This window comes from Cohaesibacter sp. ES.047 (assembly GCF_900215505.1).
GTDB lineage: Bacteria > Pseudomonadota > Alphaproteobacteria > Rhizobiales > Cohaesibacteraceae > Cohaesibacter.
Window position 1 is genome coordinate 3,231,976 of the sequence record NZ_LT907844.1, and the last position, 25,046, is coordinate 3,257,021.

Genomic DNA, 25,046 nt, shown 5'->3' on the forward strand with positions numbered 1-25,046 from the left:
CTGAACGGACATCCGGTTGCTTGGCATGTCTAGCCATGAAGGTCATACGGTCAATGAACGAACCGCATGATTGTTCCGTAAGGCGAGCGTGACTGCGCTGTGCCTTAGGCAGAAAGTTTGGCTGCCAGTTTGGCCACATGGCCGCCCTGATAGCGAGCGCCTTCGAGTTCGATTTCAGAAGGCTGGCGGGAGCCGTCGGTCGCGGTGAGGGTTGTCGCGCCGTAAGGGGAGCCGCCTTTGACTTCTTCAAGACCAGACTGGCCTTGGAAGGCATAGGGGAGACCTGCGACGACCATGCCCTGGTGCAGAAGGGTCGGGATGAAGCCCATGATCGTGGTTTCCTGACCGCCGTGCTGGGTGGCGGTTGAGGTGAACACAGAACCGACTTTGCCAGTCAGCTTGCCTTCGGCCCACAGGCCACCGGTCTGGTCCCAGAAATTGCGCATCTGGGAAGCGACGGTGCCAAAACGGGTGCCTGCGCCAACGATGATGGCGTCATACTGGTCAAGTTCGTTCGGGTCGGCGATCGGCGCTTCCTGATCCATTTTGTAATGGGATGCCTTGGCAACGTCTTCAGGAACGAGCTCGGGTACGCGTTTGATGGTTACGTCAGCGCCTTCTGCTTTTGCGCCTTCAGCGACGGCTTTCGCCATGGTTTCAATGTGGCCATAAGCGGAATAGTAAAGAACGAGAACTTTTGTCATTGTGAAATCCATTTCCTCGGATTGAGATTGTTTGTTTATGGGGCGGGCTCTAGGACTCGACACCGTTTGCTGTTTAATGCGCGGGCCGTATGAATGTTCCGTTGCGCAATTCTTTGATTGCCTGACGGATTTCCTGCTGCGTGTTCATCACGATCGGGCCGTGCCAGGCGACTGGTTCCTGCAAGGGAGCGCCTGAGATCAGAAGGAAGCGCACCCCTTCCGGTCCAGCGTGAACTTCGACTTCGTCACCGGTGCCGAAATGCACCAGAGTGCGGTTGCCGGACATGTCGCGAATGTTCACTTCCTCGCCACCGACTTCCTTTTCAAGAAGGATGCCCCGCGGGTTTGACGCGTTGCCGAACTGGCCCCGGCCTTCGAAGACATAGGCGAAACAATTGCGATAGGTGTCGATCTTGAACCGTTTGCGGACACCGGCAGGAACGAACACATCGAGATAGAGCGGATCTGCAGCGATACCGTCGACCGGACCACTTTTGCCCCAGAAGTTGCCGACAATGACCTTGACGCTTGTGCCGTCATCGTCGATCACCTGCGGGATCTCCTTGCCTTGGATATCCTGATAACGCGGCGAGGTCATCTTGAGGCTGGCCGGAAGGTTCGCCCAAAGCTGAAAGCCGTGCATCTGGCCCTTGTCATTACCGGTTGGCATCTCCTGATGCATGATGCCCGAACCGGCGGTCATCCATTGCACCGAGCCCGGCCCAAGCGTGCCGTGGTTGCCCAGATTGTCGCCATGCTCGACGGAGCCCTTGAGAACATAGGTGATGGTCTCGATGCCCCGGTGCGGATGCCATGGGAAACCACGGATATAGTCATCCGGATTGTCACCGCGGAAGTCATCAAACAGAAGGTATGGATCAGCCATCTCCGGATTTTGAAATCCGAATGCGCGGTGGAGTTTGACCCCGGCTCCTTCCATCGTCGGAGTGGCCTGGGTTGAAGAAACGACCGGTCTGATAGACATGAGGATTGCTCCAATCCGTTGCCCCATCTTTATTTGGACCGAATGCCAAATTCATTCTGGCATGCCTGATCGTCAAAGATGAGTGTGTGACTTGTGTTGCTCTATAGGTAGATCACAGTAGGCTTGGGTTAAAGGGGGCTACACGTCATGAGTGTCATGACTTGGTGTTCATGATTGCGCCGGCTTTGATGAATCGTTTTGGGGCTGTGCGTCTGATCAGGTGCCACAATAGGTGACAAAGGGACCAAACCCGGAAGGCGCAGGGCCTTGATAGCGATCCAAACCGTCACGCCGCGTGAATGGATCATCAAGAACGGACAAAAGGTCCTTGAATGGCCCGAGATCCGCTTCGTCTTCCGCCTTCATCAGGGCCTCATCGACCAGATGGTTGCGGGGTATATAGAGCGGATTGATCTGATTCATAGCTTCGGCCACTTGCGCAGGCGCGCGCTTCTCTCGCTTAAGGCGGCTGCGCCAGCGACCCAGCCAGTCGGCGAGCGGTTCGGGATCCTCACAATTGGTGAGCAGTGGCGAGGTGTCGGAGGTCAGAGTGTTCGCGAGCATCCGGAAGGCATCGGTAAAGTCGATGGCCTCGCCCCTCAGACAGCCAAGAAACCCATCAATCAATGCCTCATCACCCTCTTCAAGCGCTGACATCCCGATCTTGGCAGCCATGGCCTCGTGGAAAGCCTTTTTATAAAGAGGCATAAAATCGGCGATCACGTCGGTCGCGAGATTGATGGTGCGCTCTTCGTCATCAGGATCGATCACGGGAACAAGGGTTTCGGCAAACCGGGCCAGATTCCAGCGGGCAACCTGCGGCTGGTTGCCATAGGAATAGCGCCCCATGTGATCGATGGAACTGAAGACCGTTGCCGGATCATAGGCATCCATGAAAGCGCAAGGGCCGTAATCGATGGTCTCGCCCGAAATGGCCATGTTGTCGGTATTCATCACCCCATGGATGAACCCCACCTGCATCCATTTGGCAACAAGGCGCGCCTGCCGTTCCGCAACTGCAGCCAGAAAAGCAAGGTACGGATTGTCCGCATCGGCGAGCGCCGGGTCGTGTCGCGCAATGGCATAGTCGGCCAGAACCTTCAGCTTGTCCCACTGCTGTTGCGCTGCAAAGAACTGAAAGGTTCCGACGCGCAAGTGACTGGCAGCAACCCGCACAAGCACAGCGCCGGGCTTCAAGCCCTCGCGCGGCACCTGCTCGCCCGTGGTCACCGCCGCAAGGGCGCGGGTGGTCGGGACGCCGAGCGCTGCCATGGCCTCGCCCATGAGATATTCTCTCAGCACAGGTCCCAGCACCGCCTTGCCGTCGCCGCCTCGGGAAAAGGGCGTCGGCCCAGATCCCTTCAATTGGATGTCGAACCGATCACCCGATGGGTCAAGTATTTCCCCCAGAAGCAGGGCGCGGCCATCCCCGAGTTGCGGCGAGAAGCCGCCGAACTGATGCCCGGCATAGGCTTGCGCCAGCGGCATCGAGCCATCGGCGACATCGCTGCCGGCAAAAATCTCAGCAAGGTGCGGATCGCTCGAATCGAGCGTGAGGCCCAGCTCTTCTGCCAGCGGAGCATTGAAGAGCGCAATGCGAGCCTTGGGTGCCTTGCTGCCCTGCCACGGCACATAAAAGCCCTCGAGCTCGCGTGCGTAGCTGTTGTCAAAGGCAAAAGGCTGGCGATCTGAAGTGAGATCCATGAATGATCCTGACAGTTGTTGGGCTCTTCCTCTCCCCTAAAGCTGAGGGTAATGGTGCGCGTGATCAAGTCTTGACAGCAAATAACTTGCTGCGCGTCTGCTGCATACGGCACCGAGACGAACTGCCTATTCAGCGGAACACGCCACCGCGAAGAGTGAAAGGCACCGGATGCAGAATGTTGGCTTGGAAGTCTAAGGTATGCGAATGGCGCATAGCCACCAGAACAGATCGGCTATATTCGCGTAGCTCCTGCTGCAGTATGGTCTGGGCACATAAAGAAATCAGCAAAGGAGTTTCAAATGTTTGATAGCATCAAAGGCGCAGTTGGCACCATCGGTATGGTATTCGCTTCTCTTCCTCCCGCAGCCCGTATCGCAGGCGACATCGAACGCGGACGCACTCCAAACGAAGCAGACCTTCAGAGCCTTGGTATTCCGACTGACATCCAGTTCTAAGATAAAGTCTGCCAAGCCTGACGGTACTCCCAAGTACCAGATGAGGCTCTTTCGGGCGAAAAGACTCCCCCTTACGGGGGTAGATAGCCCAGCCTCACTATAGCGGCGCGTTATTCCTTGTCGCCTTTCTCTTCCCGACAATCGATGGTTCAAGGCGCTTCACCTACGTGTGCGCTGCGTTTGCATGGGCAAACTGCAATCCGCCAATCCTCGCATGTCTGCCATCCCGCCCAAGCCCCCTTCCTGCACAAATTAGACCAAGAGGGACTTCTGCGAAGTTGCTCGATGTACAAGCTCGCCAAATATGCTCTGGCCGTCTACGGAGCTTTGATGTTCTAACTGAGTGATTGCGTACTATTCGAAGGGCTTTTTGAGGCGATTCTTTAGTTTTTCTGTAAAAAGTGCGCGCGCAATATCACCTTGCCGCCGGGTAAGTGTGTTTGATCCAACACCAAGTTGATCCCCGAAAATGACGCCTAAAGTCGTCTATGACGTTTGGGACGACATCACCATGCGCAGGATGGTCTACTAGACCTGATACCAAGGGCGTGAAGTTCTGACTCTTTAGGGATTCCATTTTTAGCACTGGCGTGATTCAACATGGCAAAGGAGATTTTGCCATGTCTGCCGCTTTGATTCTTAGCGATGCTTTTGACGCCGATAGTTTGCGCCGTCTTGCCAAAGGATGCCGCAATGCCAAACAGAGCCGCCGCCTACTGGCCATTGCGGCTGTCTATGACGGCATGAACCGTGCTGATGCCGCCAAAGTCGGCGGTATGGACCGCCAGACTTTGCGAGATTGGGTTCTTCGCTTCAATGAGCAAGGCACCGATGGTCTTGTCGACATCAAAGCAACCGGCGCTCCCATGCGCTTGAGCCCAGAACAGCTCGAAGAGTTTGTTGCTATCGTTGAAACCGGTCCTGATCCTGAGAAGGACGGCGTCTCTGTCTGGCGTAGCCAGGATCTGGTGCGTGTGATCCAAGAGCGGTTTGGGGTCTCCTACAAGGAACGTGGAGTACGGGATCTTTTGCGCCGCATGGGGTATGTGCGCATATCTGGTCGACCTCAACATCCAGAACAAAAGCCTGAAGTCATTGATGCTTTCAAAAAAACTTCTCCGCAACGTTGGCAGCGCATGTAGGCCATTTGCCAAAGAACAAGCCCATCGAGATTTGGTGGCAAGATGAGGCTAGGCTTGGTCAGAAGAATGGACTGGCCCGACTATGGGCAAAAAAGGGAACCAGACCACGTCTGCCAGCCGATCAGCGATATAAAAATGCCTATCTGTTCGGTGCAATATGTCCAGCGCGTGGCGTTGGCGCGGGATTGATGATGCCTTTTGCAAATACACAGGCCATGCAAATGCACCTCGAAGAAGTCTCAAGGACAGTGGCGCGCGGCGCTCATGCCGTGGTGCTGATGGATCGTGCCGGATGGCATACGACAAGCAGACTCAACGTGCCCAAGAATATCACCATCCTCCTGTTGCCTTCCAAATCACCGGAACTGAACCCAGTTGAGAATATTTGGCAGTATCTGCGCGGTACCTTCCTGTCCAATCGGGTCTTCGAAGACTATGCCGCCATTCTTGATGCTGGTTGCCAAGCATGGAAGAGCCTCTCCGCCAACCCAACCATCATCCATTCAATAGGTATGAGAAAATGGGCTCAAGAAGGTCAGAATTAAATGCCGTTGGTATGAGGCACTGTTGACATCAGAGAAAAACAAAGGGTGAGCGATCCGTTGATCACCCACCCTTTTCTTGTCATGCATTTCGTCTTGGCTTTTGTGCCTTAAGCTTTTTTGCCGGTGCGGGCGTGATGCAGGGAAGCAATTGCGCAGGACGCAAGACGCGCCATATCACCATCCGAACGGGAGTTCAGAATGATCGGCACACTGGCACCAAGCACGAGGCCAGCGGGCTCCGCATGAGAGATATAGGCAAGCTGTTTTGCCAGCATGTTGCCTGCATCAAGGTTCGGAACCACAAGGATTTCCGCATGGCCAGCAACTTCGGACGTGATGCCCTTGGTGCGAGCGGCAGCAAGATCGACCGCATTGTCCATGGCCAGAGGACCATCGACGACACCGCCAGAAATCTGACCGCGTTCAGCCATCTTGGACAGAAGCGCAGCGTCCAGAGAGGACGGGATGTCCGGGTTGACGGTTTCCACCGCCGACAGGATGCCGACTTTGGGAACTTCAATCCCGATAGAGATCGCAACATCGATGGCGTTCTGAACAATATCGGCTTTGGTTTTCAGATCCGGCTGAATGTTGATCGCTGCGTCGGTGACGAGGATCGGATGATCGACGCCCGGAACATCCATGACGAAAACGTGGGTGAAGCGACGACCGGCACGCAGGCCATTGACCTTGCGCAGAGCAGCTTTCAACAGATCATCCGTATGCAGGTGGCCTTTCATCATGGCACCAGCGCGACCTTCTGAGATAAGGTCTACGGCAATGTTGGCAGCCCGTGCATGGTCGATCTCGTTGATGATCTCGACACCATCAAGGTTCCAGTCATTTGCCTTGGCAACTGCTTCGATTTTTGCTTTGCTACCAACCAGGATCGGCGTGATGATGCCGCTTTGCATGGCCAGAATGGCTCCGCCGAGCGATTTTTCCTCCTCTGGAGCGACAACAGCGGTCACCACTTGAGGTTCATTCTGGGCTTTGCGGATCAGCGCCTCGAAGTAGGGATGCGTTTCCAGCATCAGTTCCGGTGTTTTAAGCGCATCAAAGCAGAGCTTCTTGGCTGGTGCAAAGATTTCTGCAGGGCCCGAAACCAGCACTTCATTGTCAGCATGACGACGGATCTCGGTATCAAAGCGGATCACGTTGTCCGGCAATTTGTCCGTTACCTTGACTTTGACATCAAGCACATCACCGGCAACGCAGCGCGGGCCGAAGTTGAAGGTCTGATGACGATAGCGGGCTCCGACACCCGGAAGGATGTTGCCGAAAATCGTCGAAACCAGAGAGGCAACCCAAAGCGGCGGCGCGTAGGCCTCGCGTTTGCCGTTTTCATTCTGTACATAGCGCGAAAGATGAAGCGAATTCAGGTTTCCCGAGGCATTGGCAAAGACCATAAAATCCTGCTCGGTGGCGACGCGGGTGAGGGCGGCCTCATCACCGATATTGATTTCATCGTAAGTCTTGTTTTCAAAAGTGGTATGGTTGGGCATAGGAAGAGTGCTCTAACTGTCAAATACACTAGAGGTTAAAAGGTACACTGACCGTTCAGGGTCAGTTGCAAAGATCAGCCCGGCAAATGCAGAAGCAAGCATTCATCCCAAAGGGTGAATCCATGCCTGCCAAACCGGCCTGCCAGAAAAGGCTTCCTCCTCACTGTCGAACTCACGACACCGCTCCGTTATCTCTTGCACGTGCGAAACACCCGCTATTAGACACAGAGTTCGTCCTCCAAGCTGACGTAATGTCCCAGGATAAGGGTTAGGGCCTAGGACTTAAGAAGCAGTTTTGCGGTCTTTGTAACATTGATATCGGTCAAAAGGCTAAAGTGCGATCTTGCGTCATGGACATGGCTGACATGTCCCTTCTGCATTCTTTTGCTGCGGAGCGTTAAACAATGACGCAATGCAGCAAATTATGGCGGGCACGAATAGACAAATTTGCCTGTCGTGATGTGATCGAAATTCATTCGATGGAAAAGCATGATCATCTCGAAAGTCTTACGTTAGGGAAGGTCTAATTCCCAAAAGGTGATTGTCCTTGCTGAAAATCCTTGCCCAAACTGTGGTCGAAACACGAGCGGAACTGCATTCTGCACTTATACGGAGAAATGCAAAGGCTCACTCTCGGGTCAACATAGGATTCAAACAACGAGAAAAACAAAGAGCCGCCGATATGCGATTCTAGCATGTCTGGCTTGAGTGAATTGCAAGTCATTTAAAAAATGCGAATAATTTCGTGAATTTTGCTTTGTGGATAGAGACCGTTTTGGGGCGATAAACGTCAGAATGCCTGTCCTTTTGTGGCAGGGGATCTGAAAATCGGAGGCGGTCACTTGCTGGAGTCCATTCGATTGGACATTTACGCCCTCTAAAATAAAAAGATCGTGACAGACATAAGGCTGGACTCTGTCTGTCACGATCTCCATTGACCCTGTCGACGTGATCCTCCGGTCGGGGTAGGAAAACCTAGATCACGCCTAAAGCGGGGCGACAGGGTCTCTTGTCTTGAAACTTTGCGGGTGCTTTCGCTCGTCCCGAAATCAGGGCCGAGCGAAAGCGTTTGTTCAATAGGCGGCACGATAGATTGCCTCGATGTCCGCGACCGAAAGGTCTACAGGGTTCCAGTCGAGCAGCCGCCGGATGGCATGGGATTCTTCTGCCATGGCAGCGAGATCGTCTTCGGGAACACCATAGGCTCTGAGTTGCATGTCGAGGCCTAGCGATTCACAGAAAGCCTTGGCACCCGCCAGAACGGCTTCATTGCTGCCGCCTTCAAAACCAAGGGCTTGGCAAACCTTGTCGGTTTTCTCCGGTACAACCGCAGCATTGGCAGCCAGAGTGTGCGGGAAAACCAGAGCGTTGGCGATGCCATGGGGCAGCTTGTGGCGCGTGCCGAGCGGGTAGGAAACCGCGTGGCCGGATGTTGTGTTGACCGGTCCAAGGCAGACCCCGCCGTAGAAGGCCGCGAGCGCCAGCCCGGTTCGTGCTTCCGCATCAGAACCATCCTCAACCGCACGTTTGAGAAAGCGTCCGACCAGCTCAATGCCCATCATCGCGTAATTGTCGATGATTGGATGGGAACGTTTGGAGGTGAAGGCCTCAACGCAATGGGCCATGGCGTCAACGCCGGTCGCGGCTGTCACGCGGGCAGGGACCGTCATGGTCAGCGCCGGATCGATGATCGCAAGGTCGGCCAGCATGTGGACGCTTTCGGTGGCGACTTTGCTCAGGGTCTCCGGATTGGTCATGAGCGCACGTGTGCCAACCTCTGAACCTGTGCCTGCCGTGGTTGGCAATTGGGCCAAACCGACCTTGCGCGGCAGGGCGCGGTGGGGGCCGGAAATGTCGTCAAAGCTGCAGTCTTGCGCGATCAGGACAGCAACCAGCTTCGCCAGATCCATTGCCGAGCCGCCGCCAAACCCGATGACCACGTCACAGCCTTTGGCTGCTTCGATCGCCTTGTAAAGATTGGGGATGTCCGGCTCGGGGACAACATCGGAAAAGCAGGTCACATTCTCAAGATCAAGAAGGTCGAGCCGACCTGCGTTGGCAGCATCTGCCAATACGAACGGGGCCTTGTAACCCTTTTGGGCGACCCAATCCTTGAGCGTCTTGATGGTCCCGTCTCCAAACCGCACGATGGGTGGAAACTGCATCTCAATGGGCGACGTAAGGGGTAACATATCCTCATTCCTCCGCTTGGGCCGCAGCAGACATATTTGGCGTCTCGAAATGGCGGCCTTTCTATTCCTGTTGGATGCATAAGACGCGCATTATAAAAATTTGTCAATAATGTTTGTACATGTAAAATTTCGCTGGCTATAGATATTCTAAATGGCGGGAGTTTTGGTTTTGTGTTGATTTTTGCGATTAAAGAGCAATAAAAACAATGAAATATAAATTTTTTGATTTGCGAATAAATTGGCCTTGATGCGCGCTTGTGAATTTCCATAGGAATAAAGTTAGAAAATTTCCGATAAGATATTGACAAATTATCAAATTCTATACAAGGTGACCCCTAAGGCAGGAGTTGCCTCGAGGGCGGGGTGCCCTTCGGCCAACAATTGGCCTTTTTCGGAGGATTCAATGTCGACAATTTCACCGCGCAAAAGTGATATGTGGATCGGTGGCTGCTTGCTGGTCTTTTGTATTGTGGTTGCCTGGCTAACCCTTTCCATCAAGAGCGGTATGGGTAGCTCGTCTGCTGGGCCCTCTATGATCCCATGGATGATGATTGGCGCAGTGGCTTTTTTGTCGTTGGTGCTGATTGGTCGCTCATTGGGTGGCAATAAAGAAGGCGAAGAGAGTAAGATCTCAATGCCTGATGCCCGCACTCTGCTGATTATGCTTGGCTTCGTGCTGTTGCTTACCGCATATGCAGCAGCCTTCTATCCCGTTGGTTACATTCCCGCGACGCTGATTACCTTCGTTGTTGGTCTGTGGCTCTTGGGCGAGCGGCGCTGGTACATTCTGGTGCTGTTTCCGCTGATAATGACCTTTGTTGTCTATTTCGGCTTTACCCGCCTTTTGACTGTTTGGCTTCCGTAAAACCATCAACAATATATCCTTGGGAGGATACAAAGATGAACATTTCAAAACTCGCCCTGTCTGTTGCAGCAACGGCCATCATGGCCACCGGTGTAGCCTCCGCTGCCGACTTCCCGGTTCGCCCCATTCAGGTTGTTGTTCCTTATTCCGCAGGTGGATCCACGGATCTTTCGTTGCGCGTGTTTGCTGATACGTTCGAGAAAAAGTTCGAAGGCAAGCAGATGGTTATTCGCAACCAGCCAGGTGGCGGTGGTGCCATTGGTACGTCTGCAGCAGCGCATGGTCGCGCTGACGGCTATACCCTTGGCGCAGCTGCGCAGGGCCCGATCGCCATCAAGCCGCATATCGGCGGCACCGATTATCAGGTTGATGACTTGGCTTTCGTTGGTCTCTTTGCTCGCTCCTTGCAGGTTATGGTGGCTTGTAAGGATGCTCCGTTCACCGATTATGACTCCTTCGTAGAATACGCCAAGGGCAACAAGCCGCAGGTCGGTAACTCCGGTGCCGGTGGCGCAAACCAGGTGTCAGCCGAAGCCTTTGCCAAGGCTGCTGGTATCAAGATCGAATCCATCCCCTTCCAGGGGTCATCCAAAGCACGGACCGCATGTATCGGTGGTCACATCGATGCCATGGTTGCTTCCCCGGCTGAAGCCAAAGCGGCGTCAGATGCAGGCCAGATGACGCCTTTGTTTGTGATGGAAGAAAAACGGATCGATCTGTTCCCCGACACCCCAACTGCAGTGGAAAAAGGCGTCGACTTCACTTGGTCTTCCTGGAAAGGCCTGATTGCGCCAAAAGACACGCCTGAAGCAGAGCTTGCATGGCTGCGCGATGCTGTGAAAGAAGTCGCAACCGATCCGGATTTTGTGACCAAGATGACCGACATGGGCGAATTCGTAACCTTTGAGGACGCTTCAACCTTCGAAAAACGCGTTCACAATGACAGCGAAGTCGCCAAGACGGTTCTTGAAGAGCTCGGCATGCTGGGCATGAACAAATAACAGAGAACGGCCCTGTGGCCGCTTCGATCTGACAGGGGAGCGCGCGATGTGCGCTCCCCATTCCCTCGCAAATGATCGCTACGTCTTAAGGACGCTCAGCCAACTTGCCTGAAAGTGCAGCATGGAAACGCTCTCCTATCTTGCGCCGCTTCTCCAGTTTGATGTGATCTGGACCATTGCCCTTGGTACCCTCGGCGGTCTCGTGATCGGCGCACTTCCCGGATTGACCGCCACAATGGGTGTGGCGCTTCTCATCCCTCTGACCTTCAGCATGACCCCGGTTATGGGGCTGAATATGCTGATCGGCATTTATATCGGCGGCATCTATGGCGGCTGTGTCTCCTCGATCCTTCTCAGAACGCCAGGCACGCCAGCCTCTGCTGCCACCGTCCTTGATGGCTATCCGATGGCGCAAAAAGGCGAAGCGGGTAAGGCGCTGGGCATGGCGACCATCGCCTCAACGATCGGCGGGCTGATCGCCGCTGTTGTTCTGGCAACGCTCGCGCCGCAACTTGCAAGCATCGCGCTTGAATTTGGCGCGCCTGAATATTTCGCTCTTGCCCTGTTTGGCCTCACCATCATTGCTTCTTTGTCTGGTGACCTTGTCAAAGGGGCTATCTCGGGTTGTCTGGGGATTCTGATCGCCTGCGTCGGCGCCGACCCGATTTCCGGTGTCATGCGCTACACCTTCGGCATCAATGGCTTTGCATCCGGATTTGCCTTTACCCCCGCCCTGATCGGCTTGTTTGCCTTGTCCGAAGTGTTCACCCAGCTTGAGCGTCTGTCCAACAAAGATGACGGTATCATCAGCAACGTGGCGAACCGTTGGCCCAGCATGAAAGAAATGAAGGAAAGCGCACCAGCCCTCATCCGTGGGTCTATCATCGGCACCTTTATTGGCATCGTGCCGGGGACCGGCTCCGGAACGGCCTCCTGGATTTCCTACAACGAAGCGCGCCGGACATCCAAGACGCCCGAGAAGTTCGGCACTGGATATGCGCCCGGCGTTGCTGCGACCGAGTCCGCCAACAATGCGGTCTGTGCGTCTGCTCTTATTCCGCTGCTGGCGCTTGGTGTGCCGGGTGATGTGGTTACCGCTGTTCTGATGGGTGGCCTGATGATTCAGGGCCTAGCACCCGGGCCGATGCTGTTCCAGACCAACCCGGATATCGTCGTCGGTATCTTCGGCGGCACCTTCTTGGCGACCATCTTCATGTTCATCTTCGGTATGTTGCTCATTCCGGTCTTCTCCAAGATCCTGATGGTTCCGCGCCGCATGTTGACCATTTCCATCGTCATCTTCTGCTTTATCGGTTCCTTCTCCATCAACCTCAACCCGGTCGATCTCTACACAATGGTCGGGTTCGGTGTGCTGGGGTGGGGCATGCAGAAATTCGGCTTCAGTCAGGCTGCGCTTTGTATCGCCCTAATCCTCGGTCCGATGATGGAATCCAACCTTCGCCGTGGCCTGTTGCAGACTGGTGATGATGTCATCGCCTTTGTCTCCGGCCCGATTACCCTTCTGTTCCTCGGCCTGACAGTCTTGTCTCTTGCCTGGCCGCTCATCTCCAAGGCGCGCTCCAAGTCTGGTACTTCCAGTGTGGCCCTGAACGAAACGGAGTAAATCCATGACCAAAGAAGCCTATGTGGCCCTCGTTAGCTGCTTCAACGACGACGAAACGCTGAACTACGAGGCGACCCGCGCTCAGGTCCGCCGCCAGATCGAAGCTGGCAACAACATCCTTGCCGCTGGTACCAACGGCGATTTCTCTGCCCTGACGTTCGAGGAAAAGGTCAAGCTGACCGCAGAAGTCGTTGATGAGGCCAAAGGCCGTTGCAAGGTGATCGTCAACGCCGGGATGCCAGCCACCTTCGAGACCGTCAAGCTGGCCAAGGAATGTGACAAGATCGGTGTTGATGGCATTGCGGTGATCACGCCATTCTTCATTGCCTGCACGCAGGATGGTCTGGAACGTCACTATCTGACGGTTGCCGATAGCGTCGATACGCCGATCTATCTCTATGACATTCCGGCCCGCACCCAGAACCACATCGAACCGGCAACCGCGCGCAAACTTGCCGCGCACCCGAATATTGCCGGGATCAAGGATAGCGGCGGCCAGCAGGAGACCCTGTCCGAATATCTCAAAGTCGGCAACGAGGTCGAAGGCTTCGGCGTCTATTCCGGCCCGGACCATCTCGTCCACTGGGCGCTTCAGAACGGTGCAGCCGGTGCGATCTCCGGCCTTGGCAACGTGCTGCCGCATGTGCTCGCCAAGATCATTTCCTGCTTCAATGCAGGGGACGAAGAGGGCGCCGCTGCCGCTCAGGTCACCTATGGCAACTTCCGCAAAGATCTTTATGGCCTCGGCTTCCCGCCAGCCATGGTCAAGCGTGCTCTTTGGGTGATGGACAAATCCGTTGGTGCTTCCCGCCAGCCCGCGCTGCTGCCTGATCCCGAGCAGGACAAACTGGTTGAAGCTGTTCTCAAGAAATACGAGCTGATTTGATGGTGAAAGTCCTCACGACCTCTCCCGGCTTTGGCAAACACGGCCGGGTTCCTGATCGGATCGCCGAAATGGGCTGGGATCTGGTTCGCTGTGACGATGCCTCCAAACCCGATGGTGGCGTTTCTGATCAGATTGCCGATGCGGATATTCTCGTGGTGGGCCTCGTGCCCGCCACCGCAGAAACCCTCGTTGGTGCAGACAATCTCAAAGCGGTTATCAAGCATGGCGTTGGCGTCGATAACATCGATATCCCCGCATGCACGGCAGCAGGGCTGCCGGTTTGCAACACGCCTGCGGCCAATGCAAACGCAGTTGCCGAGCTGGCCATGGGTCTATTGTATGCCATGGCGCGTTTCATCCCTCAGGGGCATGTCTCGGTAACCTCGGGCAAATGGGACCGCCGGGTTGGAACCGAACTCTCCGGCAAGGTGCTTGGCATCGTCGGCCTCGGCAACATCGGCAAGAAATTGGCTCGTCACGCAATTGGTGTGGGGATCAAGGTGGTTGCGACCGATCCTTATGCGGATATGGACTTCGCCAAGGAGCATGATATCGAAATTCTGCCACTCGAGGACCTGCTCGGCAAGGCGGACTATGTGTCGCTCCATATTTTCGGCGGTAAGGACAACGCAGCGCTGATCAATCGGGAAACCATCGCAAAGATGAAGCCCGGATCCAAGCTGATCAATCTTGCCCGTGGCGAGGTGGTCGACCTTGATGCCGTGGCCGAAGCGCTTGAAAGCGGTCATTTGGGAGGTGTCGCAATTGATGCCTACGTCACCGAGCCGCCCGAAACCAGCCATCCGGTCTTTGGTCATCCCAACGCGATCTTCACGCCTCATTCCGGCGCGGACACCAAGGAGGCGGTTGAAAATGTTGGCCTCATGGTCGTCGAAGATATCGCAACCATTCTTGATGGCGGCACGCCGAAGCGCTGCCTGAACGCAGCCGAACTGAAAAAGTGAGGGCAGGGGGCTTTCTCTGCCCCCTCCCTCAACTTGCTCAAGTCAAGGAGAAAGACATGTCAAACAACCCAGTTGTCATAACGATGGGAGATCCATCCGGGGTTGGCGCCGAAGTAATCGTCAAGGCCATGGCCACCTTGCCTGCCGCTGATCGGGCGCAATATGCGGTGATCGGCGACATGGATACATTGGAGCGCGCCAGAGCCGTTTGCGGTGTTGATCTGCCGCTTCATAATTACGGTGAAAAGGGAGCCGTGGGCTCGCTGGCTATCGTTTACATCCCCGTCGCAGATCTGCCCGGTGAGTTTGGTATATTGTCCCCGGCTTGTGGTGAGGCTTCGTATCAATATATCAAGAAAGCCGTCGAGATGGTTCAGGGCGGCGAGGCCGTCGGTATCGTCACCGCACCGATCAACAAGGCAACTCTCAATGCTGCCGGGCATCATTTCGATGGCCATACGGGTATGCTGGCCCATCTGACCGGGTCAAAAAGCTCTTGGATGCTGCTCGCGTCTGAAACGCTCAATGTGCTGCATATCTCAACGCACGTGTCTCTGAAAACCGCAATCGAGCGGTCTACGCCTGAGCGGGTGCTCGCAACCATCCGCATGGGCGACAGACACTTCAAGCGCATGGGCTATGAAAACCCGCGCATCGCCGTTGCCGGTATCAACCCCCATTGTGGTGAGGGTGGACTGTTTGGCGATGAAGACGATGTTCAGACGCTGCCCGGTGTCGAGTTGGCACAGAAGGAAGGCATCAACGTCGTTGGTCCAATTCCCGCAGACACGGTCTACCACCGTGCCAACACCGGCGCCTTCGATCTGGTCATCGCCCAATATCATGATCAGGGCCATATCCCGATCAAGCTGATCGCCTTCGACAGCGCCGTCAACGTATCGCTGGGCCTGCCCATAGATCGCTGTTCGGTGGATCATGGAACCGCTTTTGATATCGCCGGGACAAACAAGGCCAACCATGTCAACATGCTGTCGGCGCTGGATTATTCCGCCAAACTGGCGGCGACCCGCTCGAAACGCTAGATGTCGGTTCGCTACTATCTCAGTCGAAATTGCAAAGGGAGCCAAAAGGCTCCCTTTTTGTGTCTGCAAGCTGTCGCATACTGCGCGGCGTGGGATCTCATGGCCATTGTCGGGCTTTAGGACGGATCCGGCATTTTGAGGTTGATCAGGCCGCCGCCGAACAGTCGATCTCGCGAATGTTCGAGATGGGAGCGCATCAGCTTTGATGCCAATGCGCCGTCGCGAGCACGAATGGCGTTGCTGATTTCCAGATGTTCTTCGAACACGAAAGCCAGCGCCTTGCCGCCCTCGTTGAGGAGGGACTGGCCGTGCATCTGCATGCCGACATAGATATGTTCCCTCAGAGCACGCATTGCCGCTTCAAAATAATGATTGTTCGTTGCCTTGGCGATGGCGATGTGAAAGGCAAAGTCAGCGTCTTCGCGGTGGATCTGGCTGCCAGTCGCGGTGCGCATCAACTCGAGCGCATCCTCAAGGTCAGCCATGATTGCGGTGTTGTGGCGTTCGGCTGCCAGAACCGCTGCGGTGGTTTCCAGATTGAGGCGGAATTCATAGCAGCGCTGAATGTCGGCCAGTGTTTCTACACGAGCAAAACCAACCGGTGACACCGACGGTGCGCGCACGTAATTGCCAGCACCCTGCCTGGCGTAGATCACGCCCTCCTTGCGCAACTTCTCCAGCGCGGACCGCAGCACAGGACGCGATACACCGAACTCCTCAGACAGTTGATGTTCTGACGGCAGGCGTTGATTGACAGGATAGTCGCCATTGGAGATGCGACTGAACAGGCTGTGATAGACCTTGTCTGCCAGAAGGCGTCGCGGTTTGCTCTTGGTTTCTTTGGCATTATTGTTTTCAGTCACAGCAAACATACCCCTCCCGGCACAGGTGATTGACTCATCTTTTTACTAGCTTTGCAGCCAGATTTACAAGTGTATCCGGTGTGCCAAAACCGCCGGATTTGGTGATGATAAACAGGTCCCTTTGTCCATTAAGTGATTTTGACATTGGTAGTCCGGGCAGGACTTCACCAAGGATCTCAAGAATGCCGATATCAAGACGCGCACAGATGGCCGCGGCACTTTCACCACCGCTCGCAAGAAAACTTGCGGGGCGGATTGTGGCTATCCAGTTGGCGATGCCCTTTGCGAATTGGTCTCCCGCCTCCTGACTGGATATCTCTGTCTCGCCCGAGGTCATCTGGATGACTTGAACGTCATCGGAGAATGGGGTGGGGTCGGGAACAGACCCATTGGGAGCGGGCAGGGGCGCGAAGTTATCCAGCTGTGCCAGGGTCACTGGATCCCGTGATCCTATGGCAAACAGGGCAGGAGACTGGGGGCGGATGTCACGAAGCGTGCTGTCGGGCTTGATGGAGCGAGCTGCAAGGCTTTCTGCAAGGCCTGCAGCACCGACGAGAAGCCCTCCTTCAGGAAAGGCCTCCAGCGCCTTGGCGATGTCTTCCTGAGAGTTTGCATCGGGGCAGGCGGACAGCGGAACCTTGGCGATGTCGGCAACCGAGCGTGGCGTGACGACACCTGCGCCGCAGAGCATGCCATTTTCAACGAACCGGCCAAGTTTCGGAATCGCCGGGCAGACGAGAATCGGCTGATCGGGGCTTCGCAAGGCTTCGGTTTCGGCGGCAACGTGCCCCTTGAGGCGACTGTCGACTTTCTTGAACAGGCGCGCCGTTTCACCATGCTTGCTGTCGCTCACGATATCGCGCACCTGACGGACCCGTTTGACGGCAGTCTCTTGCTCAATTTCTCGTGAGCCAGTGGAAACCGCAACAACGTCGGCATCCATGGCCAAGGCGGTCTCCAAATGGCTTGGGCCGAGTGCACACAGGACTTTTAATCCCTGATCCGCAAAGGCAACGGCGCTGTCCAGCGCCCCTGTCAAGTCATCAGCGACAATCACCACTTCCATGCCGATTTCCAATATTTGTTAATTCTGATTTTTAGCAAATCTCTTCGTATCATATCGCATTTAATGTTGAATATACAAGAAAAAATACCCGATCAATCTGGAAAATTCATATGGAGATTAGAAGGATTGATTTACAAATTATCAAATTTGTATCTGGCCGCTGCTCATCGGAACTGTCCATCCGAAGCCGGGACAATCTGCCTGCTGACAAAGACGAAGAGCCGCTTAAAATGGTGCACATGTGACGCAAATGATCCGCATCTGTCGGGAATGCAAAAATCAGAGCGAGCCATGGAAGACTGACGTTTGCGCAAGGTGCGACGCTTTGTCTGCTATTATACCCCGCCACTTTTAAATAGGTAAGTAGGATGAATGTTTTTGTCCTTTATGTGCGTATGTTCAAAGTAACGCAGTCACCTTTAGGGGATACACCAAGTGAGTGGTCGATTCGCAGCACCTTGCAGACTTAGGCATGCCGGCACATGTCTTGCGCTTTTTGCGTTTGCGCTGCAGTTTTATCTCTCGACCCTTGCTCTTGCTGCACACTTCACTGTTTTTTCTGCGACAGATGAACGCGCAGCTGTTCGGGTGATCTGCTCAGGATCGACGCTCTATGGGCATGATTTAACGCGGAAAAGTGTTGCGAACAGCCAGCATTCCGACGCCTGCATCTTCTATCGCAATAATGTCGTCGACGAAGCTGCGGCAATTGCATCGGGCAGTCGCGATTTTCAACTCACCGCTTTCTATGTCAAACTTCTTCGAGTTGCAGCAGTGAGTGATCGCGTCTGGGGCAACTGGACAGGTGCTGGATCCAGTCGATCTCCCCCTTTCGCCTGATCGCTAACCTTTACTATTCAAACAATGAACCCGTCGAATGCCTCGCAACGCATGCTTTAGGGCCGTTGGGGCAGGGATTCGGGACTGATGAAAACCAAGCAAGAGAGCCATTATGGAACCTATCTATGACGATCTGTTCGTCAATCTCTCGCGCTGGCAATTTGCCGCCACGGCGCTATATCACTTTCTTTTCGTTCCCCTGACCTTGGGGCTTACCTGGATTCTTGTGATCATGGAATCGGTCTACGTTATGACCGGTAAAGAGATCTACAGGGACATGACCAAATTCTGGGGCAAGTTGTTCGGTATCAACTTTGCCCTCGGGGTGACGACCGGCCTGACCATGGAGTTCCAGTTCGGCACCAACTGGTCCTACTACTCCCACTATGTGGGCGATGTTTTCGGAGCGCCTCTCGCAATCGAAGGCCTGATGGCATTCTTCCTAGAGTCAACCTTCGTGGGTCTGTTCTTCCTTGGTTGGGACAAGCTGACCAAGCGCCAGCATTTGGCGGTTACATTCTTTACGGCGCTCGGCTCCAACCTGTCGGCGCTTTGGATTCTTGTGGCGAACGGCTGGATGCAAAACCCGGCAGGCTCGGAATTCTCCGCCGAAACGATGCGGATGGAAATGACCAACTTTGCACAAGTGGTTCTCAACCCGGTTGCGCAGGTCAAGTTCGTTCACACGGTCGCCGCTGGTTACGTAACGGCCTCCATGTTCGTGATTGGCATTTCCGCTTTCTACATCCTCAGAGGCCGCGATCTCGCCTTTGCGAAACGGTCCTTCGCTGTGGCCGCCGGCTTTGGTCTCGCGTCTGCCCTGTCCGTGATCGTGCTTGGTGATGAGAGCGGCTATGAACTCGGTGACGTGCAAAAGGTCAAGCTGGCCGCCATCGAAGCCGAGTATCACACGCAGGAAGCGCCTGCTGCGTTCAACCTCATCGGCATCCCGAACGACAAGACCGAGACCGTCGATTATGCCGTCCAGATACCATGGGCCATGGGCCTGATCGCGACTCGCTCGATTAGCAAAGAGGTCACCGGTCTTGCGGATCTCAAGGAGCAGCATGCAGAGCGTATTCGCTCGGGCATGATCGCCTATGAGGATCTTGCACGCCTGCGTGCGGGCCAGAAAACACCCGAAACTCTGGCAAGATTCGAAGAACACAAGGCGGACCTCGGTTACGGCCTTCTGCTCAAGCGCTATATCGACAATCCGGCATTGGCAACGGAAGAAATGGTCATGGCCGCCGCAGAGGATTCCATCCCCTCGGTGCCCTATCTGTTCTGGAGCTTCCGCATCATGGTCGGCTTCGGCTTCCTGATGCTGCTGCTCTTCGGTATGGCCTTCTACTACACAGCCAACAAGACCATTGAAAATAAGCGTTGGTTGTTGCGGACCCTTGTCTGGTGCATTCCGCTGCCTTGGCTCGCTTGTGAGCTTGGCTGGTTTGTGGCCGAATACGGTCGCCAACCATGGGCGATCGGTGAGGTTCTTCCGACCTTCCTGGCGGCATCAAGCCTGACGATCGCCGATCTGATCTTCTCGCTCACCGGCTTTATGCTGTTCTATACAATTCTGTTGGTTATCGAAATGTGGTTGATGTTCAAGTTCGCGCGTCTGGGACCAAGCTCCCTGCACACGGGTCGCTACCATCACGAACAGACCCCTCCATCCACTTTGGCTCCCGCCGAATGATGCCCAATCAGAAGGAACTATCTCATGTTATTTGACTATGAAGTCCTGAAGCTGGCATGGTGGGTGCTCGTTGGCGTCCTCCTGATTGGCTTCGCCATCACAGACGGGATGGATATGGGTGTCGGCAACGTGCTGCCATTCCTTGGCCACACCGATTCCGAACGCCGTGTCATCATCGAATCCGTCAGCCCTCACTGGGAGGGAAACCAGGTCTGGTTCATCACTGCCGGTGGGGCCATCTTCGCTGCTTGGCCTGCGGTTTATGCAGCCGCATTCTCCGGCTTCTACCTCGCCATGCTGCTTGTGCTGTTTGCCTTGTTCTTGCGGCCGGTGGGATTTGACTATCGCGACAAACTGCAAAACCCGACATGGCGCAACGCCTGGGACTGGGGCCTGTTTGTTGGCGGGTTTGTTCCCTCGCTCATCTTTGGTGTGGCCTTTGGCAATCTGCTGCAGGGCGTACCCTTCCATCTGGATGAATTCCTGCGCGTCACCTATGACGCCCAATTTATCTGGGCACTCATTCCGTTGCTCAATCCGTTTGCCCTTCTGGCAGGATTGGTTTCGGTCGCCATGCTGACTGCCCATGGCAGCACCTGGCTGCAGTTGCGTGCCGATCCAGTCATTGCCGAGCGGGCAAAAACGACGAGCTTTTATCTGGGCATTGTCACGGCGGCCCTGTTCGCCTTGGGCGGCCTTTGGATCTGGCTGGGCAATATGGAGTATTTTGTCATCGTCAGCCAACCGCCATTTGACGCCATGCCCAATCCGCTCAACAAGATTGTCGCCAAACAGCCCGGTGCATTGTTCAACATCTACAGCGAGTATCCGCTTGCCATGCTGGCTCCCTTGCTGGGCATTGCAGGCCCCTTGCTGATGGCTGCCCTGAGCCGGGCAGGTCGGAGTGGCTTTGCCTTCGTGTTCAGCGCACTCGGCATGACCGGGATCATCACGACAGCTGGTCTGTCGATGTTCCCCTTCATCATGCCATCGACGACTGATCCGGTTTCGTCCCTGACTGTATGGGATGCCACCTCGAGCCATCTCACGCTGACAGTCATGTTCTGGACCGCGGCCATCTTCGTGCCCATCGTGCTGCTCTACACCATCTGGTGCTATGTGCGGATGTGGGGGCGGATCACAACCGAAGAGATGAACGCTCCGGGAACGTCAGGCTACTAACGCCTCAAGATAGAAAGGAAACCCAAATGTGGTATTTTGCATGGATCTTGGGGCTGACGGCGGCTCTGGCTGTCGGCGTCATCAATGTCATGTGGTATGAAGCGCAGGACAGCTATAACGATACCGATGCATCGGATGGCTCTGATGCTGCAAAGGCCAAATCGGGCTGATGCGGTTTAGACTGCAATTGACTATATGAACAAACGATAACATGACCGGGCTTGCCCGGTCATGCCATATAGGGCTATTGAAGCCAAAATTGCCCCAAGCTGGCACCCAAAGTCGGCGTTACACCTGCAGCAAACCAGATTCGGATATGTCAGCAACCGCAACAACAAAGACCTATCTCAAGCAACAGTCCAAAAAAGCCAAGACGCCACTCAACTGGTCCATTGCCCTCTCTTTTGCATCAGGCCTGCTGCTGATTGTCCAGATGGGCTTTCTTGCTCATATCATCAACGGCGTGCTGATCGAAGGGGGCGGGCTATCGGCCTTCTATGTCCCGCTTGCGATCCTTCCCGCGATTTTTATCGCTCGAGCTGCTCTGACATATTTGTCCGAACGGATTGCGCTTCATGCCGCAATCGATCTCAAGGCCCAATTGCGAGCAGAGTTGCTCGCGCGCCTCCTCCAGAAGGGGCCGATCATCAAGCGCGGCGAGGAAGCATCCGTTGGCGAGCAGGCCACGATGTTGACCGAAGGTCTGGAGGCACTCCAAGGCTATTTCGCCCGCTATCTCCCTGCCATGGTCATGATGGCGCTGCTGCCCCTTGCAATCCTAGTGGTCACCCTGTCTATGGATTGGGTCTCAGCTCTGGTGATGGCTGTCACGGCGCCCCTGATCCCGGTGTTCATGATCTTCATCGGCAAGGGCACCGAAAAACTCAATCAGAAACAGTGGCGCAAGCTGGCGCGTTTGTCAGCGCATTTCCTTGATATGATTCAGGGGCTGACCACATTGAAGCTGTTCAATGCTTCACGCAAGGAAGCCGAAACCGTATCGCGCATGGCAGAAGATTATCGCCGCACCACCATGAGTGTGCTGCGCGTGGCGTTTCTGTCTTCGCTGGTGCTGGAATTTTTCGCCACCATTTCGATCGCGCTGATTGCTGTCTTCATCGGCTTCCGGCTGCTGTATGGCGAAATCGACTTCTTTTCCGGCTTTTATGTGCTGCTCCTTGCTCCGGATTTCTATGCTCCCTTGCGCAACATGGGCGGGCATTATCATGCGCGCATGGAAGCGGTAGGTGCCGCCGAGACAATGGCGGATCTGATGCAGGAATCCCCGCAAACCAAAACGCCTGCTTCCCTGTCCCTGCCTGATAGCAAGGCGGGCATCGCGCTTGAATTTCGCGACGTATCCTTTGCCTATGAAGACGGCTCTCCGGCGCTCGAAGGCATCTCCTTTGATTTGAAGCGCGGCGAAAGTCTGGCGCTGGTCGGCCGGTCCGGTGCGGGCAAATCAACGCTCATCGACCTCCTGATCGGCTTTGTTCAGCCGACCTCTGGCGAGATTCTCATCAATGGGCAAAGCCTTTCGGATCTTTCGATGGAAGCATGGAGGAAACAGCTCGCTTATGTTCCTCAGACACCGACACTATTCTCCGGCACGATCCGCGAGGCCATCCGCTATGGCGCTCCGGGTGCGGATGATGCATCTGTCGAGGCTGCGGGCAAGGCCGCCCGTGTTGAGGATTTTGTCCGCGATTTCGCCGATGGCTACGATCACCACATCGGTGAGAAAGGCCAAGGCCTGTCCGGCGGGCAAATCCAGCGCATTGCCATCGCGCGGGCTCTGGTGCGCGCCGCACCACTCGTGTTGCTCGATGAACCGTCTGCCCATCTCGATCGCGAGAGCGAGAAAAAACTTCTTGAGGCTATGAAAGTCCTCAATGAAGCAGCAACGACAATCACCATTGCCCACCGGCTCTACACGATCCGTCAAGCGGATCGGATCCTCGTGCTCGACAGGGGCCACGTGGTTCAGAACGGGAGCCACGAAGAACTGATGGCAGAGGAGGGGCTCTACCGCACGCTCGTCAAGAGTGAGTTCGGCCTGACCATCCCGAAAGATGCTGTTGCCGCAGGGGAGAGCCGCGATGACTGACATCTTTCGCCTCCTTCGACTCATGCGCCCTTGGGCGGGCTGGATCGCTCTTGGCATCGCTCTATCGGTGATCACCCTTGTTGCCAATGTGACCTTGATGGCGATCTCAGGCTGGTTCATCGCGTCCATGGCTCTCGCCGGACTGACGGGCATCGGATTCAACTATTTCACACCGGCCGCCATGATCCGCGCCATGGCGATCACGCGCACGGTCGGTCGTTATGTGGAAAGGCTGATTACGCACGAAGCAACCCTCAAGCTCGTGGCACACCTGCGCCGCTGGTTCTATGACCAGTTGGAGCCACTGGCACCAGCCGGTCTCAGCAAGGCACGGGCAGGGGATTTGTTCTCCCGCATCGGATCCGATATTTCCGTGCTCGAGAATTTTTATCTGCGCACCTTTGCGCCCATGGTGGTTGCTCTGATCGCTCTGCCCGCCTTCGTTGCTCTGGCATCCTATTTTTCGCCATTGCTCGGACTGGGACTTGCTGCGCTCTATCTCGTTGCCGGTGTCGGGTTACCCGTTGCCGTGCATCGCCTTGGTCGCAAGGCAGGTGAACATGAGCTGCAGCTCCAATCAGAACTTCGCACTGAAGTCGTCGAGGGGCTTCAGGGAATGCGGGAAATGCTCGTCTACGGCCAGCAGGCCGACTATCAGATGGCCATGGCCAAACGCTCTGATGCTCTTGCAGCCCGCCAGAAGGGACTGGCCAATCTGCAATCTGTCTCTCAGAGCGTGATTGCCCTTTCCGCCAATTTCGGCATTCTGATGGTTCTGCTGACCATGATACCGCTTGTCTCTGCTGGCGCGATTGAAGGGCCAATTCTGCCGATGCTGGCGCTGTTCGTGCTTGCCAGCTTCGAGGCCATTCTGCCGCTTCCCCTCGCGGTGCAGTCTTTGGTGTCCACCCGCATGGCGGCTGGGCGGCTTTTTGCTCTCGCCGATCAGCCGGTGCTCGCGCCAACCGCTTCCGCCGATCGTGCAGAGCAGATGCCGCAAGGCGTGCCGCATATTGAGTGTGATGCGATCAGCTTCCGGTATCCGGGTGAGAAAACAAGTGTTTTCAAAGATCTCTCTCTTTCCCTTGAACCGGGGAGCAAGCTTGCCATCGTTGGCCCGTCCGGGATCGGTAAATCGAGCCTCATCAACGCCCTTTGCGGGTTCTGGCCGCTGGATTCTGGTCAGATCCTGATTGATGGGACACCGCATCACACAATGTCCGGAGACCAGTTGCGGGCCTTTTTCGCGGTGGCTGACCAAAAGCCCCATATTTTCAACGCGACCCTGCGCGGTAACCTTCTGTTGGCCAATGAAACTGCCAGCGATGAACAGATGCTTGAGGCGTGCAATATCGCCCGCCTGAACGACTTCGTCGAAACCTTGCCCAAAGGGTTGGATACCTATGTCGGCGAGGCGGGCAGCAGCCTGTCGGGTGGCCAGGTTCGCCGCCTGTCGATTGCCCGTGCTTTGCTCTCTCCTTCGCCCATACTGGTTCTGGATGAGCCGGGTGAGGGGCTGGATCCCGAGATGGAACTTGCCATGCTCGAGGACATCATCGCTTTTGCCCAACAAAGATCTATCATCCTGATCACCCACAATGCAGCCGCCCTGCCGCTGTTTGATCAGACCTGCGATCTTGAACAGCCCCGTGGGTGATTAAGCGTCAGGCTA

Annotated in this window: 21 protein-coding genes; 14 read left to right on the forward strand and 7 right to left on the reverse strand. The window is 55.4% G+C overall.

Annotated features, from left to right (window positions below; translation table 11 throughout):
• Window positions 1-104 precede the first annotated feature (104 nt).
• From wrbA to CPH65_RS14725, 3 genes are all read right to left on the reverse strand, one after another.
• A complete protein-coding gene (wrbA, locus tag CPH65_RS14715; protein ID WP_096174430.1) occupies window positions 105-704 on the reverse strand; it encodes an NAD(P)H:quinone oxidoreductase in 600 nt (199 codons plus the stop codon).
• A 73-nt stretch (window positions 705-777) separates the two neighbouring features.
• The gene (locus CPH65_RS14720) at window positions 778-1,689 is read right to left on the reverse strand and encodes a pirin family protein (RefSeq protein ID WP_096176429.1); all 912 of its coding nucleotides are present in this window, start codon (window positions 1,687-1,689) and stop codon (window positions 778-780) included.
• 216 nt (window positions 1,690-1,905) lie between these two features.
• Complete coding sequence (locus CPH65_RS14725) at window positions 1,906-3,393, reverse strand: YdiU family protein (RefSeq protein WP_096174433.1); 1,488 nt, start codon at window positions 3,391-3,393, stop codon at window positions 1,906-1,908.
• 300 nt (window positions 3,394-3,693) lie between these two features.
• Here CPH65_RS14725 and CPH65_RS23960 point away from each other — a divergent pair, with 300 nt between their 5' ends.
• Both CPH65_RS23960 and CPH65_RS14730 read left to right on the forward strand, forming a co-directional pair.
• The gene (locus tag CPH65_RS23960; RefSeq protein ID WP_157747710.1) at window positions 3,694-3,849 is read left to right on the forward strand and encodes a hypothetical protein; all 156 of its coding nucleotides are present in this window, start codon (window positions 3,694-3,696) and stop codon (window positions 3,847-3,849) included.
• 620 nt (window positions 3,850-4,469) lie between these two features.
• Window positions 4,470-5,536 (forward strand): IS630 family transposase gene (locus tag CPH65_RS14730; protein WP_096171592.1). Its coding sequence is split into 2 segments (ribosomal slippage): window positions 4,470-4,974 and window positions 4,974-5,536, totalling 1,068 coding nucleotides; the frame shifts between segments, so codons are not numbered across the junction.
• 107 nt (window positions 5,537-5,643) lie between these two features.
• On the opposite strand, the gene CPH65_RS14735 is transcribed toward CPH65_RS14730, so the two are convergent.
• Both CPH65_RS14735 and CPH65_RS14740 read right to left on the reverse strand, forming a co-directional pair.
• On the reverse strand, window positions 5,644-7,041 hold the full coding sequence (locus CPH65_RS14735) for a bifunctional enoyl-CoA hydratase/phosphate acetyltransferase (protein ID WP_096174435.1): 1,398 nt from the start codon (window positions 7,039-7,041) through the stop codon (window positions 5,644-5,646).
• A gap of 1,073 nt (window positions 7,042-8,114) precedes the next feature.
• Window positions 8,115-9,233: an iron-containing alcohol dehydrogenase family protein gene (locus CPH65_RS14740; protein WP_096174437.1), complete on the reverse strand. Its 1,119-nt coding sequence runs from the start codon at window positions 9,231-9,233 to the stop codon at window positions 8,115-8,117.
• A gap of 403 nt (window positions 9,234-9,636) precedes the next feature.
• Here CPH65_RS14740 and CPH65_RS14745 point away from each other — a divergent pair, with 403 nt between their 5' ends.
• The 6 genes from CPH65_RS14745 (at window position 9,637) to pdxA (ending at window position 15,617) form a co-directional block, all read left to right on the forward strand.
• Window positions 9,637-10,098, forward strand: coding sequence for a tripartite tricarboxylate transporter TctB family protein (locus tag CPH65_RS14745; protein ID WP_096174440.1), 462 nt, complete (start codon window positions 9,637-9,639; stop codon window positions 10,096-10,098).
• A 35-nt stretch (window positions 10,099-10,133) separates the two neighbouring features.
• Entirely contained in the window at window positions 10,134-11,099 is a 966-nt protein-coding gene (locus CPH65_RS14750) for a tripartite tricarboxylate transporter substrate binding protein (protein ID WP_096174442.1), read from the forward strand.
• A 121-nt stretch (window positions 11,100-11,220) separates the two neighbouring features.
• On the forward strand, window positions 11,221-12,723 hold the full coding sequence (locus tag CPH65_RS14755; RefSeq protein ID WP_096174445.1) for a tripartite tricarboxylate transporter permease: 1,503 nt from the start codon (window positions 11,221-11,223) through the stop codon (window positions 12,721-12,723).
• 4 nt (window positions 12,724-12,727) lie between these two features.
• Window positions 12,728-13,609, forward strand: a complete 882-nt coding sequence (locus tag CPH65_RS14760) for a dihydrodipicolinate synthase family protein (RefSeq protein ID WP_096174448.1) — start codon at window positions 12,728-12,730, stop codon at window positions 13,607-13,609.
• On the forward strand, window positions 13,609-14,574 hold the full coding sequence (locus CPH65_RS14765; protein ID WP_096174451.1) for a phosphoglycerate dehydrogenase: 966 nt from the start codon (window positions 13,609-13,611) through the stop codon (window positions 14,572-14,574). Before CPH65_RS14760 ends, CPH65_RS14765 begins: the two co-directional genes overlap by 1 nt.
• A 56-nt stretch (window positions 14,575-14,630) precedes the next feature.
• A complete protein-coding gene (gene pdxA, locus CPH65_RS14770; RefSeq protein WP_096174453.1) occupies window positions 14,631-15,617 on the forward strand; it encodes a 4-hydroxythreonine-4-phosphate dehydrogenase PdxA in 987 nt (328 codons plus the stop codon).
• 116 nt (window positions 15,618-15,733) lie between these two features.
• Here pdxA and CPH65_RS14775 read toward each other — a convergent pair whose 3' ends face one another.
• Complete coding sequence (locus CPH65_RS14775; RefSeq protein ID WP_096174456.1) at window positions 15,734-16,489, reverse strand: FadR/GntR family transcriptional regulator; 756 nt, start codon at window positions 16,487-16,489, stop codon at window positions 15,734-15,736.
• Window positions 16,490-16,514: 25 nt separating this feature from the next.
• The gene (locus CPH65_RS14780; RefSeq protein ID WP_096176430.1) at window positions 16,515-17,546 is read right to left on the reverse strand and encodes a four-carbon acid sugar kinase family protein; all 1,032 of its coding nucleotides are present in this window, start codon (window positions 17,544-17,546) and stop codon (window positions 16,515-16,517) included.
• Window positions 17,547-17,981: 435 nt separating this feature from the next.
• Between CPH65_RS14780 and CPH65_RS14785 the strand changes: the two genes are divergently transcribed.
• The 6 genes from CPH65_RS14785 to cydC all read left to right on the forward strand — a co-directional run bounded on the left by CPH65_RS14785 (window position 17,982) and on the right by cydC (window position 25,031).
• Window positions 17,982-18,386, forward strand: coding sequence for a hypothetical protein (locus CPH65_RS14785; RefSeq protein ID WP_096174458.1), 405 nt, complete (start codon window positions 17,982-17,984; stop codon window positions 18,384-18,386).
• Window positions 18,387-18,498: 112 nt separating this feature from the next.
• Window positions 18,499-20,085, forward strand: a complete 1,587-nt coding sequence (locus CPH65_RS14790) for a cytochrome ubiquinol oxidase subunit I (RefSeq protein ID WP_096174460.1) — start codon at window positions 18,499-18,501, stop codon at window positions 20,083-20,085.
• A gap of 24 nt (window positions 20,086-20,109) precedes the next feature.
• A complete protein-coding gene (gene cydB / locus CPH65_RS14795; RefSeq protein WP_096174463.1) occupies window positions 20,110-21,267 on the forward strand; it encodes a cytochrome d ubiquinol oxidase subunit II in 1,158 nt (385 codons plus the stop codon).
• 26 nt (window positions 21,268-21,293) lie between these two features.
• On the forward strand, window positions 21,294-21,437 hold the full coding sequence (gene cydX / locus CPH65_RS14800; protein WP_096174465.1) for a cytochrome bd-I oxidase subunit CydX: 144 nt from the start codon (window positions 21,294-21,296) through the stop codon (window positions 21,435-21,437).
• Window positions 21,438-21,583: 146 nt separating this feature from the next.
• The gene (cydD, locus tag CPH65_RS14805) at window positions 21,584-23,374 is read left to right on the forward strand and encodes a thiol reductant ABC exporter subunit CydD (protein WP_096174467.1); all 1,791 of its coding nucleotides are present in this window, start codon (window positions 21,584-21,586) and stop codon (window positions 23,372-23,374) included.
• Window positions 23,367-25,031, forward strand: a complete 1,665-nt coding sequence (gene cydC, locus CPH65_RS14810) for a thiol reductant ABC exporter subunit CydC (protein WP_157747711.1) — start codon at window positions 23,367-23,369, stop codon at window positions 25,029-25,031. The genes cydD and cydC overlap by 8 nt, the downstream gene beginning before the upstream one ends.
• Window positions 25,032-25,046 lie beyond the last annotated feature (15 nt).

Bases quoted from the DNA above. Each gene is read 5' to 3' on its own strand.
- CPH65_RS14765 (WP_096174451.1), top strand. From the start codon at position 13,609: ATGGTGAAAGTCCTCACGACCTCTCCCGGCTTTGGCAAACACGGCCGG.
- wrbA (WP_096174430.1), bottom strand. From the start codon at position 704: ATGACAAAAGTTCTCGTTCTTTACTATTCCGCTTATGGCCACATTGAA.
- cydX (WP_096174465.1), top strand. From the start codon at position 21,294: ATGTGGTATTTTGCATGGATCTTGGGGCTGACGGCGGCTCTGGCTGTC.
- CPH65_RS14745 (WP_096174440.1), top strand. From the start codon at position 9,637: ATGTCGACAATTTCACCGCGCAAAAGTGATATGTGGATCGGTGGCTGC.
- CPH65_RS14755 (WP_096174445.1), top strand. From the start codon at position 11,221: ATGGAAACGCTCTCCTATCTTGCGCCGCTTCTCCAGTTTGATGTGATC.
- CPH65_RS14720 (WP_096176429.1), bottom strand. From the start codon at position 1,689: ATGTCTATCAGACCGGTCGTTTCTTCAACCCAGGCCACTCCGACGATG.
- CPH65_RS14760 (WP_096174448.1), top strand. From the start codon at position 12,728: ATGACCAAAGAAGCCTATGTGGCCCTCGTTAGCTGCTTCAACGACGAC.
- CPH65_RS14750 (WP_096174442.1), top strand. From the start codon at position 10,134: ATGAACATTTCAAAACTCGCCCTGTCTGTTGCAGCAACGGCCATCATG.
- CPH65_RS14780 (WP_096176430.1), bottom strand. From the start codon at position 17,546: ATGGAAGTGGTGATTGTCGCTGATGACTTGACAGGGGCGCTGGACAGC.
- CPH65_RS14740 (WP_096174437.1), bottom strand. From the start codon at position 9,233: ATGTTACCCCTTACGTCGCCCATTGAGATGCAGTTTCCACCCATCGTG.
- CPH65_RS14735 (WP_096174435.1), bottom strand. From the start codon at position 7,041: ATGCCCAACCATACCACTTTTGAAAACAAGACTTACGATGAAATCAAT.
- CPH65_RS23960 (WP_157747710.1), top strand. From the start codon at position 3,694: ATGTTTGATAGCATCAAAGGCGCAGTTGGCACCATCGGTATGGTATTC.
- cydD (WP_096174467.1), top strand. From the start codon at position 21,584: ATGTCAGCAACCGCAACAACAAAGACCTATCTCAAGCAACAGTCCAAA.
- CPH65_RS14725 (WP_096174433.1), bottom strand. From the start codon at position 3,393: ATGGATCTCACTTCAGATCGCCAGCCTTTTGCCTTTGACAACAGCTAC.
- pdxA (WP_096174453.1), top strand. From the start codon at position 14,631: ATGTCAAACAACCCAGTTGTCATAACGATGGGAGATCCATCCGGGGTT.
- CPH65_RS14775 (WP_096174456.1), bottom strand. From the start codon at position 16,489: ATGTTTGCTGTGACTGAAAACAATAATGCCAAAGAAACCAAGAGCAAA.
- cydC (WP_157747711.1), top strand. From the start codon at position 23,367: ATGACTGACATCTTTCGCCTCCTTCGACTCATGCGCCCTTGGGCGGGC.
- cydB (WP_096174463.1), top strand. From the start codon at position 20,110: ATGTTATTTGACTATGAAGTCCTGAAGCTGGCATGGTGGGTGCTCGTT.
- CPH65_RS14790 (WP_096174460.1), top strand. From the start codon at position 18,499: ATGGAACCTATCTATGACGATCTGTTCGTCAATCTCTCGCGCTGGCAA.